The following is an 11,755-nucleotide window of genomic DNA, read 5'->3' as shown; positions in this document are numbered from 1 at the left end:
ACGACCGGGGGTTCTTGCTGGTGCGCGATACTGGGATTGAACCAGTGACCTCTTCCGTGTCAGGGAAGCGCTCTCCCGCTGAGCTAATCGCGCAGGTGAACCTACGTTTACCGCGTGTGTACTGCGTGCGCGATACTGGGATTGAACCAGTGACCTCTTCCGTGTCAGGGAAGCGCTCTCCCGCTGAGCTAATCGCGCGGGGATCCTTGCGGACCGATGATCCTTGCGGATCAGTGGACGATACTGGGATTGAACCAGTGACCTCTTCCGTGTCAGGGAAGCGCTCTCCCGCTGAGCTAATCGTCCTTGGAGGTGGAGACGGGATTTGAACCCGTGTAGACGGCTTTGCAGGCCGTTGCCTCGCCTCTCGGCCACTCCACCAGGGGTGGGGGCTCGGGAAGAATCCCCCACCTTCTGCGAGCGGACGACCAGGTTCGAACTGGCGACCTCAACCTTGGCAAGGTTGCGCTCTACCAACTGAGCTACGTCCGCTTGTCTTTCCCGTTCCGCTTGCGCGTCCCGGCGACGTGTTGAACTCTAGCGGATTCCTGGGCCAGTACAAAAACGCGTTTGTGCAGCGTGCTGCGGCGACCCCGGGCCGGTCCTGGCCCCGACGCAGGTCACCGCGCACCGTCCTAGACTCATTCGCGTGTCCGACCTCGCCCCCTTGGCCCGTTTCGACGGCCTCATAGCCTCCGGTCTGCAGGATGTGACCCACGATCCCGCGGCGCTCGACTCGTCCGGTTTCTGGGCGGTATCCGCCGATTTCGAGGGGCGTATCGTGTGCGCCCGCTTCTCCGATGTACGCAGGGAAGCGGTGCCCCCTCCCGTGCCCGGAGCCTGGCGCGGGCCCGCTGCCGGGGACTGGACCTCCTCGCTGGACCGTGACGCCTACACGGCGGGCGTACGGCGGATCCGTGAACACATCGCGGCAGGCGACGTCTACCAGGCCAACCTCTGCCGGGTGCTGTCCGCACCGCTCCCCGGCGGCGGGGCCGGCGCCGACGTCGACGCCCTGACCTCCCTGCTCGCCCGCGGCAACCCCGCCCCGTACGCGGGTACGATCCGGCTGCCCGGCCACGGTGTGGAGATCGCCACCGCCTCCCCGGAGCTCTTCCTCCGGCGCGACGGGCGGACGGTGGAGTCCGGGCCGATCAAGGGCACCGGCCGGACCGAGGACGATCTGCTGGAGAAGGACCACGCCGAGAACGTGATGATCGTGGACCTGGTCCGCAACGACCTGGGCCGGGTCTGCGCCACCGGCAGCGTGAGCGTGCCCGATCTCTGCGTGGTGGAGAAGCACCCGGGCCTCGTCCACCTCGTCTCCACGGTCCGGGGCCGGCTGGCCGACGGAGCGGGCTGGCCGGAGCTGTTCGCGGCCGCCTTCCCGCCCGGCTCGGTCACCGGCGCGCCGAAGTCCAGCGCGCTGCGGATCATCGCCGAGCTGGAACGGGGTCCGCGCGGGCCGTACTGCGGGGCGATCGGCTGGGTCGACGCCGACCGGGGCGCCGCATCGCTCGCCGTGGGCATACGCACGTTCTGGATCGACCGGACCGGACCGGCGCCGCTGCTGCGGTTCGGGACCGGCGCCGGGATCACCTGGGGATCCGACCCGGAGCGCGAATGGGACGAGACCGAACTCAAGGCCTCCCGGCTGCTCGCTGTAGCGTCGGGCGCGTATCCGGAGACAGGAAGGACCGCATGATGAGGATCTGGGTCAACGGCGGACTGCGGGACGCCGACGACGCCCGGCTTTCGGTGCTCGACCACGGACTGACCGTGGGCGACGGCATCTTCGAGACGGTGCGTACGAGCGAGGGGCGCCCCTTCGCGCTGACCCGGCACCTCGACCGTCTCACCCGGTCCGCCCGGGGCCTCGGCCTGCCCGACCCGGACCACGACGAGGTCCGGCACGCCGTCGCCGCGGTCATCGACGCCAACCCCGCCGCCCTGGGGCGTCTGCGGATCACCTACACCGGTGGGCTGTCCCCGCTCGGCTCGGACCGGGGCGACAGCGGGACGAGCCTCGTCGTCGCCCTCGACGGGGTGAGCCGCCGCCCGGACAGCACCGCGGTGATCACCGTCCCCTGGACCCGCAACGAACGCGGCGCGCTCGCGGGCCTGAAGACCACCTCGTACGCGGAGAACGTCGTCGCCCTGGCCCGGGCGCGGGAGAGGGGCGCTTCCGAGGCGCTGTTCCCCAACACCGCCGACCGGCTCTGCGAAGGCACCGGCTCCAATGTGTTCGTCGTCCTGGGCGGCCGCATCCACACCCCGCCGGTCGCCTCCGGCTGCCTCGCCGGGATCACCCGCGCGCTGACCGTGGAGTGGACCGGGGCCGAGGAGACCGATCTGCCGATGGACGTCCTCGCCGAGGCCGACGAGGTGTTCCTGACCTCGACCCTCCGCGACATCCAGGCGGTGCACCGGGTCGACGACCGGGAGCTGGCGCCGGAGATCGGACCGGTGACGGCGAAGGCCATGCGGATCTTCGCCGAGCGGGCCGGCGACGACCTCGACCCGTAAAGCGCGTGACGGGGTCTCGTCCAGGGGATACAAACCTCTGATGACGACGACACTCCGGCCGTCCGGGCCGCTTCAGCAGGGCGCCGACGGCGCACGGGCCCGCCACTACGACGTGTGCGACAACGGGCGGCCCGTCGGCTCCGTCGCGATCAGCACCGACGACGCGTTCGGCCCGACCGCCGGAGTGCTGCGCTCCCTCACCGTGGAGGAGTCCCGGCGCAGGCGAGGCCGGGGCGTCATCGCGGCGCTCGCCGCCGAGGAGGTGTTGCGGGGGTGGGGCTGTACGCGAGTCCGGGTGGAGGTCCCTGCCGACAACGACCCGGCCCGGCGCCTCGCGGCTGCCCTCGGCTACACCGAGCGCAGCCGCAACATGGTCAAGGACCTCGGCCCGGACACCGCCCCGCTGCCCGCGGGCCTCACCTCACGCGACATGAGCGAGGAGGAGTTCGCCGCCTGGCGGCAGGACGCGGTGCGGACGTACGCACAGAGCTGGATCGACCGCGGCGTCGAGCCCGAGCAGGCCCGGCTCAAGTCCGAGACCGACCACGCGGCCCACCTGCCGGACGGACTGGCGACCGAGGGGATGCGCTTCCGGGTGCTGCTCATGGCCGGCGAGGTCGTCGGCCATGTGTGGGTGGCCCTGCGGGAGCAGGAGCCGGGCGGCACCGCCGGATTCGTCTTCGACGTCGAGGTGCGCGAGGAACACCGGGGCCGGGGCCACGGCCGGGCCCTGATGCTGCTGGCCGAGGACATCACCCGCGCCTGGCGCGTGGACCGGCTCGGCCTGCACGTCTTCGCGTCCAACACCCCGGCCCTGCGGCTGTACGAGTCCCTGGGCTACACGACGACGCGGTACAACTTGGCCAAGGCGCTGTAGGGGCCCCTCCTGAGCCGGTACGGCCCGGAGCCGGGAGCGCCTTTACGCGCAGCCCGGAGCCGGGAGCCGGGAGCCTGTACGTGCAGCCCGGAGCCCGTCCGCCGCTCCCCGGGATGCCCGGCTACCGGTCCCGCGCGGCCAGGGTCCGGTCGACGATCTCCTCGATCCGCTCGCGCAGCCCGTCCTGGCTCTTGCCGCCGTCCAGCCGCTCGTCGCCGATCACGTAGGTGGGCGTGCCGGTGACGCCGATCGCCCTGCCCTCGGCGTGGTCGGCGTCGACGATCAGCAGGTGCCGGCCGTCGATCAGCGCAGTGTCGAACTCCTCCGCGTCCAGGCCCAGTTCGCGGGCCACGTCGAGGAGCACCGGCTCGCCCGTACGGCCGAGGTCGTCGGTCCGGGACAGCAGGGCCTCGATGTACGGCCACCCCTGGCCCTGCTCGACGGCCTCCTCGGCGGCCTGGGCCGCGGCGAACGCGTGCTTGTGCTTCTCCAGCGGGAAGTGCCGCAGCCGGATCTCCAGACGGTCCCCGTACCGGGCGCGCAGGGCGCGTACGTCGTCGAGGGCACGGTGGCAGTCGGGACATTCGAGATCGCACCAGAGGTCGAGGACGACCGGTGCCGCGGGGGTGGAATCGCTCATGCGCCCAGTCTTTCAGGCCGGGCGGGGTGCGACCCAATCCGCACCGGGCCCCACTCCCTGGGGAGGAGCCCGGCCCTGAAATGTCCCTGAGGTGGGCCGCCACCGTGGCCGCGACGGCGCTCGCCGGTGCAGGATGGAAGGGACATACCCCCTGCGCCTGGAGGCCGTGATGCTTGCCGAGACCATCTGTTCCGCGGTGTCGGCGGCCGGCCTGGGCATCGCCGCGGTGACCGCGTACCGCAAGCGGTTCCTCACGGCGACGAGGATCGCCGCCTACTCCCTCGTCCCGGTCGGGCTCGTGCTGACCGGGGTCGTCGAGTGGGTCGCCGGGATCGCCTTCAAGCCGAGCGTCTGGCTCGGCTTCGGGGTGCTCGGCCTCTCCTGGCTGCTGTTCATGACCACCCGCGCCGTCGAGCGCCGCAGCGGCACCACCCGCGCGGAACGCAAGGCGGCGCGGGCGGCCGGGCGGAACGAGGCGGTCGCCCCCGGCGCCTCCGCCCCCTCGCTCGGCGCGGGCGGCGGGGCCGGGCCCGCCGTGACGGCGGCGAAGCCGAAGAAGAAGCAGGAGGCCGCCGCGCCCGGCGACGACTTCAGCGACATCGAGGCGATCCTCAAGAAGCACGGCATCTGAGGCCCCGGCGCCCGGCCGGCCGGCCCGTCCGGGCCGCAGACCTTCCGAATGCCTGTCGGCGACCCGTACGCCGAAGCGATTTCCGATGGCCACGGGACGGTGAACTCCCTGGGCAATGACCCGGGTTGAGCGCAAACCCGCCCACGCGTGCGTCATGATCACACCGAGATGGTGGATACCTCCCGGGGCGAAGCCCCCGCACGCCCCGCCGAAGAGCCCCGCGGCTGTCTCTTCGCGCTCTCCCAGCCGCCTCTGATGATCTTCCTGACGGTCATCGGGGTGCTGTTACTGATGGCCGCCCTGCACGACCTCTTCATGCTGTGACGCGCCGCCGCCGCGCGGTGCGATGTCGGCGACGCCGTCAGCTCGCGGCTTCCTTGCGCCGGGCCCGGTACGCCGCGACGTGGAGCCGGTTCCCGCACGTACGGCTGGAGCAGTAGCGGCGGGAGCGGTTGCGCGACAGGTCGACGAACGCGTGCCCGCAGTCCGGGGCCTCGCAGCGCCGCAGCCGATCCTGCTCGCCCGCCACGATGATGAAGGCCAGCGCCATGCCGCAGTCGGCCGCGAGATGGTCGGCGATCGAGGCGTCCGGCGCGAAGTAGTGCACGTGCCAGTCGTAGCCGTCGTGGTCGGTGAGCTGCGGGGTGGTCCCCGCCGCCGCCACGAGCCGGTTGATCAGATCGGCCGCGGTGCGGGGGTCGGGCGCCGCGAAGACCTCGGCGAAACGGTCCCGTACGTCCCGCACGCCGGTCAGGTCCTTCTCGCCGAGCGTGCCGACCCCGCTGATGTGATGCCGCTCCGCGAAGGCGTACAGCGCGGCGACATCGGCGAGCGCGTCCTCGGTCCCGTCCGGCGGCGGTTCGCTCTCCGGCGCGGTGTTCATCAGATCGACCACCGTGTCGAGGGCGATCCGGGTGTCGTGAGGGATCAGCACGCTTCGCTCCCTGGCCTCCGGCGGGCGGGCGCCTGCCGATGGCGGCTGACTCTACTGGCTCGGCGCATCGGCCCCCGGGCCGGTGCGGGCCCGCCCGGGAGTGGAACGGACCCCTCCGGCGTCCGGGAGCAGGAGCAGGAGCGGTGAGACGCACCGGCGCCGTCGTCGCGGTGGATTCCGCGGCGACGGCGCCGGTGTCTGCCCTATGCGGTTGTCGACACGACGCCGTCGCCCCGAGTCGGACGGCGTCGAGCGGCTCTCTGCCTGGCTCAGCTCTCGGCCAGGATGTGGGAGAGCTCCGTGTCGAGATCGAAGTGACGATGCTCGGTGCCTGGCGGAACCGCGGCGTCGGTCCTCTTCAGGAACGACTCCAGGGCCCGCGCCGGAGCTTCGAGCAGGGCTTCTCCCTCTGGGGAGCTCAGGGCGATGCATACGACGCCTTGACCGTGACTACGAGATGGCCAGACGCGGACGTCTCCGGTGCCGGTGGGCCGGTGCAGCCCCTCGGCAAGGAGGTCACGGGCGAATACCCATTCGACCGTCTCCTCCGCTCCGGTGTGGAAGGTGGCGTGCACGGCATAGGGATCGGCCGTGTCATACCGCAGGCCCGCGGGTACAGGCAGTGAGGACTCGCTCGACACAACGAGGCGCAGGTGCAGCTCGCAGCTGACCGTGGTGTTCATAAGCGCCAGGGCCTTTCGCTCAGTGTGCGCTCGGGGATTCGCACGTCGGCGAAATCGACATGCCACCTACGGTGGCGTTGTAAACCCCTCTGACCCATTTGTGATGCTTCGGGTCCCTCGCTCAGCGGCGTGTAACTTTGAGTTATGCGTCCATTCCAGTGACAAAAGTATGACCGCGACGGGTCGGGTAAGTTGGGTTCATGAACGCGGAGAGTGACGAGCGGAACAGGGTCGCCGAGCAGGTGCCCCCGGCATCCGCCACGGGGGAATCGGACCGGGAGGAACGCGAGCTGGGCTCGCGGGCGCCGGGCTTCATCAAGGCGTCGAAAGCGCTCCACCTGAGCTGGCAGGTCGGCGTCTTCGTCGTCGGCCTCGGCGTCGTGGTCGCGGGCGTGCTCATGCTGGTGCTGCCCGGCCCCGGCTGGCTGGTGATCTTCGCCGGCATGGCGATCTGGGCGACCGAGTTCGTCTGGGCCCAGCTGGTGCTGCGCTGGACCAAGCGCAAGGTCACCGAGGCGGCGCAGCGGGCCCTCGATCCCAAGGTCCGGCGGCGCAACATCATCCTCACCACGGTGGGGCTCGTGATCGTGGCGGTGCTGGTCGGGATCTACGTCTGGAAGTTCGGCATCACCATGCCGTGGAAGATCAGCGAGTAGCCCGGGGACGGTCCAGGAGCACCGCTGACATGGGGTAATGTTTGCGGTGCGCCCGGGCGATTAGCTCAGTGGGAGAGCGCTTCGTTCACACCGAAGAGGTCACTGGTTCGAACCCAGTATCGCCCACCGGGACAGAGGGCCCGGGAGACGGAATCCGTCTCCCGGGCCCTCTGCGTTGCCCGCTCCTGAGCCGCTCGGGGCCGCCGCGGACAGCGGCCCCGAGCGGCACGGCTCACCTCATCCGCCCCAGCGCGTCCTTCAGCCGGCGGGCGTCGCGCAGCCGCTGCTCGTACGTCGCCCCCACCACCAGCAACAGCAGTCCGGCCAGGGCCGGCGGCAGCCAGCGGGGGAGCGCCCCGGCCACCTGCACCACGTACGGCGCCAGCTCGTGGAGCCCGTCGAGGGCCAGCACCGCCCCGCCGAGCAGCAGCAGCGCCTGGAGGCGGTACCGCGCGCCCAGCAGCGTGATCACCAGCGCCGCCACGCCCAGCAGCAGGGGCCGCTGCCAGCCCGGATCGGTCCAGACCACCGCCAGGCTCGGCAGCAGCGTCGCCGCGAGCCCCGGCCCGTACGCCGTCCACGACGACGCCTCCGGGTCCTTCCGCCGCCGCAGGAACCCGACCACCAGCGCGGGCACGGTCACCGGCAGCGTGTACGCCTCCGGGAACGACACCTCCGACGCCGCCAGCCGCACCCAGGTGGCCAGCACGAACAGCGCCGCCGCCAGATAACCCGCCACCGGCCGCCGCTCCGGCCGCACCGCCGCACCCGCCGCCAGCACCCCGCACAGCGCCAGCACCAGCGCCAGGAACGGCGCGTCCGGCACCGCCAGCACCACCGCGACCAGCGCACCCAGCGCGCCCGTCAGCTCCACCGGCAACGCCACCGGGTTCCGCCGCAGCCGGGCCCCGAACAGCACCGTCAGCGCGGGCACCAGGAGCACCAGCGGCGCGGCCTCGTGCGGGGCGAGCTCCAGGGACCGGCCCGCGAACCCCGTGAGCACGGTGCTCCCGACCGTGGCGGCGACCGCGAACACCGCACGCGGCACCCCGGCCCCCGCCCGGACCGCCGCCCCGGCGAACAGGGCAGCCAGCGCGCCGAACACCGCGTAGGAGGCCCCCTCGGACGCCAGCGACAGCAGCCCGGCGCTCACCGCCCCGGCCACCGCCACCACCAGCGCGGTCACCGGCACCGCCGCCGAACCGTCCCGGCCGCTCCCCGCGCCGCGAACGGCCAGGGCCAGCAGGCCGGCCACGAGGAGCGTCTCCCCGGCCACCGCGACCGCGTAGGGCGCGTCCAGCACGGCTCCGGCCAGCAGCAGCGCACCCCAGCCCAGCACCGCGGCCCCCGCACCGGCAGCCCCGCGCAGGGCCGCCCCGGACGGCCGCCTCCGGGCAGCGGGCGCCCCACCGGCGTACCAGGGCGCCCCCGCCCGGCCCCCGGCGTACCAAGGCGCTCCGGCCGCCGGCGCGGCCGCGCCGGGCGCGCCCGGCGCGCCTTCGCCCGACGCGCCCGGGGCCGGCGCACCGGCCGACTCCGGCGTCTCCCGTGCGATCAGCGGCGCGGCGATCCGGGCCAGCGACGGCCACCACCGGTAGGCCGCCCCCAGCAGCCCGGCCACCAGGGCCAGTACCACCGGGGCCGCGGCCAGCTTTGGCCAGGGCAGCGTCGAGCCCACCGCGGCCCGGAAACCCTCCGGCGACCCCGCCCACACGTCCGACGGCAGCGTCACCGGGCCCAGCAGCACCGCCGCGAGCCCCGGCACCGTCCCCACCAGGGCACCGGCCACCACCGCGGCCGACGCCACCAGCACGCCGATCGCCGCGTTCCCCGGCAGCCGGGTCCGTACGACCGCCGTCAGCGCGAGGCCGGCCAGCAGGTACGCGAGCACCTGCCAGCCCTCCGGCACCGCTGCCGCCGGGACGCCGCCCACGGCGGCCACCGCCGCGAGACCGGCCACCACACCGCCCGTCCGCGCGAAGCCCCTCGGCGCGCGCCACGCCCCGGCCAGGGCAGCCGCAGCAGCAGTCAGCAGCAGCGCACCGGGCGCCAGAGCCCCGAGCGGCCCGGAGGCCGTCACGGACAGCGTCAGGCCCACCATCAGCGCCGAGAACGCCATCACCGATCCGCCGACGCACGCCGTGACCCGCACCCCGGTGCCCTTGCCCCACAGTGCGATCGCCCCGTCCAGCACCGCCGTGGCCAGCAGCGCCCACCCGACGACCAGCGTCGGTGCGCCCGCGGCCCACGCCCCGAACAGCAGCGGCCACTGGGCGAGGACCACGGCGGCGGGCAGCGGAAGGTGCAGCTTGCCCAGCGCCAGCCCGTACGCCGTCCACAGCGCCGCGAGCACCGCGGCCGCGACGGCGGTGAAACCGAGCCCGTCCGTGTCCGGGGCCGCCACCGCGTGGACCGCGTAGGCGTCCAGCAGCGTCAGCACCAGGGCCAGGGCGGCCAGCGCCTCGGCGGTGGCGGTCAGGCCCCGCCGCAGCAGCACCGCCGGGGCGGCCAGGGCCCCCACGGTCACCGCGGCCAGCACGGCCGACCGGCCGCCGATCCCCATCGAGCCCCAGCTCACCAGCGTGAACGCGATGGCCGCGACCGTCAGCAGCAGACCGCCCAGCGTCAGCAGGAGGTTCTGCGCGCTGTGCGGCGCGGACGGCCGCTTCGGCGGAACGTAGCCCCACGGCTGCGCCGGAGCGCCCGGGCGGCCGGCGGCGGGCGCGCCCCAGGCCGACGGGTTCCAGCCCGGGGCGGCCGTCGGCGCGGGTGGCCGCAGCGCGGCGAGCAGCCAGGCGCGCCGGGTCAGCAGCTGAGCCCGGCGGGCGTCCAGCTCGGCCAGTTCACGGTCGAGGCGGGCCAGTTCCTCGGCGGGCGGGGGCACATGTTCCATGTACGGGAGTGTGGCCCCCGGCCGCCCGGCCCGTACATGCGCTCGGATACTCACTTCCCGGCCGGGACGTCCTGAGTAGAGCGAGGCGGGAAGCGGTTTGAACGAAGCCCGCGGAGCCCTGTATGGTTCAACCCGTTCCCGGGCGATTAGCTCAGTGGGAGAGCGCTTCGTTCACACCGAAGAGGTCACTGGTTCGAACCCAGTATCGCCCACCGGGGAAAGCCGGTCCGCACGCATCAGGCGGACCGGCTTTCGCATGTCCGGGCCGTCTGTCCGGTCCACCCGCGCCGTCACGCCGCGGCGGGCAGCTCCGGGCGCAGTGGCCATGACGGGTCCACCGCCTCCGGCGTCCCGCTCTTCGCGAACCAGGCCTCCAGGCCACGTGCCTGGGCCGCGTGCCAGGTCGCCTGCAGCGTGTGCAGCTCCGACGGCGACAGCCGCTCCAGCCGGGTCGAGAAGCGCCGGCACACCGCCCGCACCAGCTCCAGCGAAGCCGTCGCGTCCGCCGCCGCGTCATGGGCCCCGTCGAGCACCACCTCGTACCGCGCGCAGAGATCCGTGAGCGTACGACGGCCCTTGCGGTAGCGGTCCAGATGCTTGTCCAGCACCCGCGGGTCCACCACCCGCATCGGCACCCCGTCGAGATACCCCGCGAGGGACGACGCCCGGTGCCGCCGCAACTCCCGGTCCAGCAGCGTCAGATCGAAGGGCGCGTTCATCACGACCAGCGGCCGGCCCGTCGCACAGCTCTCCGCCAGCGCCCGGGCTATCTCGTCCATCACCGGGGCGGGCCAGCGCCCGTTGCGCTGAAGGTGATCGTCGGTCAGCCCGTGGATCTCGGTCGCCCCGGGCGGGACGGGAACCCCCGGATTGACCAGCCAACGGGTGACGCGGACGCGACCGCCCGCGGTGTCCTGCGCGACGAGAGCGGCCGAAACGATCCGGTCCTGCTCGACGTCCACGCCTGTCGTCTCCGTGTCAAAAGCGGCCAGTGGCCCTTCGAACCAGTGCATCATCCCCGAACTCCTCGCACCCGCACGGCAGATGGAGTGATTCCTCTGCCCGATATCGGTGATACCCGGGCTGTTTGCCTGATACGCCGTTTGCGGGCGGTCTGATGCGGTGACAACACAGGTGTGACGCCGGGCAGTTGCTGCCGACGTCCGTCGATCCGCCCAGCCCACGAAACCCGCCGGCAGACCACCTGCCATCGATCGGCACGCCCGGAAGGCACACGGAGCCATGGCGCTCGCGCAGCCCGACCCCGGGGGAACCGCCCGCGCCGAGCCCTTCGGGCCCCGGCCGCCGCAGCAGCCCGACGCGCCGCTGCGCGGCTCCCTCGCCACCACCGCCTGCATGGAGACCCTTCAGGTGGGCTATCTGCACGCCGTCGCCGCGGCGGCGGGATGCTCCCTGTCCCAGCCCTTCCCCGACAACGGCATCGACTGGCACGTCAGCCACGGCGCCCCCACCCACACCGTCGACGACGAAGTGACCATCAAGGCGCAGCTCAAATGCACCTACCAGATACCGCCGCACCCGGCGGGCGGGGCGTTCTCCTTCACCCTCGACAACGCCCACCTCGTCAAACTCGCCCGCAGCCCGGTGACGGTGCACAAGATCCTGGTCGTGATGATCGTGCCCCGCAGCCAGGACGACTGGCTGCGCGCCGGGCCCGGCGGCCTCGACCTGCGCCACTGCTGCTACTGGACCAACCTGGCCGGCCACGCGGTGACGGGCCGGTACCGGACCACTGTGCGCATCCCGACCTCGCGGATCTTCGACGACCGCGCACTCTGCGACATCATGGCCCGGGTCGGGGCCGGAGGGAGACCCTGATGCACCGGTCGATGGACGAGCCCACGGGCGCGGCGGGACTGCCCGCCGCCCGCTCGCACCCCACCGCCCGCCCGAC

Annotated in this window: 12 protein-coding genes and 7 tRNA genes; 9 read left to right on the top strand and 10 right to left on the bottom strand. The window is 72.9% G+C overall.

What is annotated here, in order from left to right; all coding sequences use genetic code 11:
* Positions 1 to 18: 18 nt before the first annotated feature.
* The 5 genes from D3105_RS27750 to D3105_RS27730 all read right to left on the bottom strand — a co-directional run bounded on the left by D3105_RS27750 (position 19) and on the right by D3105_RS27730 (position 492).
* Positions 19 to 93 (bottom strand) — tRNA-Val (locus D3105_RS27750).
* Positions 94 to 126: 33 nt separating this feature from the next.
* A tRNA-Val gene (locus D3105_RS27745) sits at positions 127 to 198 on the bottom strand.
* A gap of 36 nt (positions 199 to 234) precedes the next feature.
* Positions 235 to 306 (bottom strand) — tRNA-Val (locus D3105_RS27740).
* A 1-nt stretch (position 307) separates the two neighbouring features.
* Positions 308 to 381: transfer RNA gene (locus D3105_RS27735), tRNA-Cys, on the bottom strand.
* 38 nt (positions 382 to 419) lie between these two features.
* A tRNA-Gly gene (locus D3105_RS27730) sits at positions 420 to 492 on the bottom strand.
* A gap of 157 nt (positions 493 to 649) precedes the next feature.
* Between D3105_RS27730 and D3105_RS27725 the strand changes: the two genes are divergently transcribed.
* From D3105_RS27725 to D3105_RS27715, 3 genes are read left to right on the top strand one after another with little or no spacing between them, the layout of a single operon-like run.
* Positions 650 to 1,705, top strand: a complete 1,056-nt coding sequence (locus tag D3105_RS27725; RefSeq protein ID WP_118905722.1) for a chorismate-binding protein — start codon at positions 650 to 652, stop codon at positions 1,703 to 1,705.
* Positions 1,705 to 2,526, top strand: a complete 822-nt coding sequence (locus D3105_RS27720) for an aminotransferase class IV (protein ID WP_118905721.1) — start codon at positions 1,705 to 1,707, stop codon at positions 2,524 to 2,526. The genes D3105_RS27725 and D3105_RS27720 overlap by 1 nt, the downstream gene beginning before the upstream one ends.
* A 40-nt stretch (positions 2,527 to 2,566) precedes the next feature.
* Positions 2,567 to 3,403: a GNAT family N-acetyltransferase gene (locus D3105_RS27715; protein WP_118905720.1), complete on the top strand. Its 837-nt coding sequence runs from the start codon at positions 2,567 to 2,569 to the stop codon at positions 3,401 to 3,403.
* A 121-nt stretch (positions 3,404 to 3,524) separates the two neighbouring features.
* On the opposite strand, the gene D3105_RS27710 is transcribed toward D3105_RS27715, so the two are convergent.
* Positions 3,525 to 4,043: a DsbA family protein gene (locus D3105_RS27710; RefSeq protein WP_118905719.1), complete on the bottom strand. Its 519-nt coding sequence runs from the start codon at positions 4,041 to 4,043 to the stop codon at positions 3,525 to 3,527.
* Positions 4,044 to 4,212: 169 nt separating this feature from the next.
* On the opposite strand from D3105_RS27710, the gene D3105_RS27705 reads away from it, so the two are divergent.
* Both D3105_RS27705 and D3105_RS34745 read left to right on the top strand, forming a co-directional pair.
* Positions 4,213 to 4,674: a hypothetical protein gene (locus D3105_RS27705; RefSeq protein ID WP_118905718.1), complete on the top strand. Its 462-nt coding sequence runs from the start codon at positions 4,213 to 4,215 to the stop codon at positions 4,672 to 4,674.
* 168 nt (positions 4,675 to 4,842) lie between these two features.
* Entirely contained in the window at positions 4,843 to 4,998 is a 156-nt protein-coding gene (locus D3105_RS34745; protein WP_010057260.1) for a hypothetical protein, read from the top strand.
* A 37-nt stretch (positions 4,999 to 5,035) separates the two neighbouring features.
* Here D3105_RS34745 and D3105_RS27700 read toward each other — a convergent pair whose 3' ends face one another.
* Together D3105_RS27700 and D3105_RS27695 are read right to left on the bottom strand one after the other, a co-directional pair.
* A complete protein-coding gene (locus tag D3105_RS27700) occupies positions 5,036 to 5,608 on the bottom strand; it encodes a CGNR zinc finger domain-containing protein (RefSeq protein ID WP_118905717.1) in 573 nt (190 codons plus the stop codon).
* Positions 5,609 to 5,877: 269 nt separating this feature from the next.
* Complete coding sequence (locus D3105_RS27695) at positions 5,878 to 6,291, bottom strand: SsgA family sporulation/cell division regulator (protein ID WP_003959770.1); 414 nt, start codon at positions 6,289 to 6,291, stop codon at positions 5,878 to 5,880.
* A 200-nt stretch (positions 6,292 to 6,491) separates the two neighbouring features.
* Between D3105_RS27695 and D3105_RS27690 the strand changes: the two genes are divergently transcribed.
* Together D3105_RS27690 and D3105_RS27685 are read left to right on the top strand one after the other, a co-directional pair.
* Entirely contained in the window at positions 6,492 to 6,947 is a 456-nt protein-coding gene (locus D3105_RS27690) for a TIGR02611 family protein (protein WP_118905716.1), read from the top strand.
* Between the two features lie 54 nt (positions 6,948 to 7,001).
* Positions 7,002 to 7,073, top strand: a tRNA-Val gene (locus D3105_RS27685).
* A gap of 106 nt (positions 7,074 to 7,179) precedes the next feature.
* On the opposite strand, the gene D3105_RS27680 is transcribed toward D3105_RS27685, so the two are convergent.
* Positions 7,180 to 9,840: an SCO7613 C-terminal domain-containing membrane protein gene (locus tag D3105_RS27680; protein WP_118905715.1), complete on the bottom strand. Its 2,661-nt coding sequence runs from the start codon at positions 9,838 to 9,840 to the stop codon at positions 7,180 to 7,182.
* A gap of 140 nt (positions 9,841 to 9,980) precedes the next feature.
* On the opposite strand from D3105_RS27680, the gene D3105_RS27675 reads away from it, so the two are divergent.
* Positions 9,981 to 10,052, top strand: a tRNA-Val gene (locus D3105_RS27675).
* A 78-nt stretch (positions 10,053 to 10,130) separates the two neighbouring features.
* Here D3105_RS27675 and D3105_RS27670 read toward each other — a convergent pair.
* Positions 10,131 to 10,856, bottom strand: coding sequence for a 3'-5' exonuclease (locus D3105_RS27670; protein ID WP_118905714.1), 726 nt, complete (start codon positions 10,854 to 10,856; stop codon positions 10,131 to 10,133).
* A 226-nt stretch (positions 10,857 to 11,082) separates the two neighbouring features.
* Here D3105_RS27670 and D3105_RS27665 point away from each other — a divergent pair, with 226 nt between their 5' ends.
* Positions 11,083 to 11,679, top strand: a complete 597-nt coding sequence (locus tag D3105_RS27665; protein WP_206272922.1) for a DUF4365 domain-containing protein — start codon at positions 11,083 to 11,085, stop codon at positions 11,677 to 11,679.
* The last annotated feature ends 76 nt before the right edge of the window (positions 11,680 to 11,755 follow it).

The organism is Streptomyces globisporus, from assembly GCF_003501885.1.
Lineage (GTDB): Bacteria > Actinomycetota > Actinomycetes > Streptomycetales > Streptomycetaceae > Streptomyces > Streptomyces globisporus_D.
This window is presented reverse-complemented; position numbering and strand designations above follow the sequence as displayed.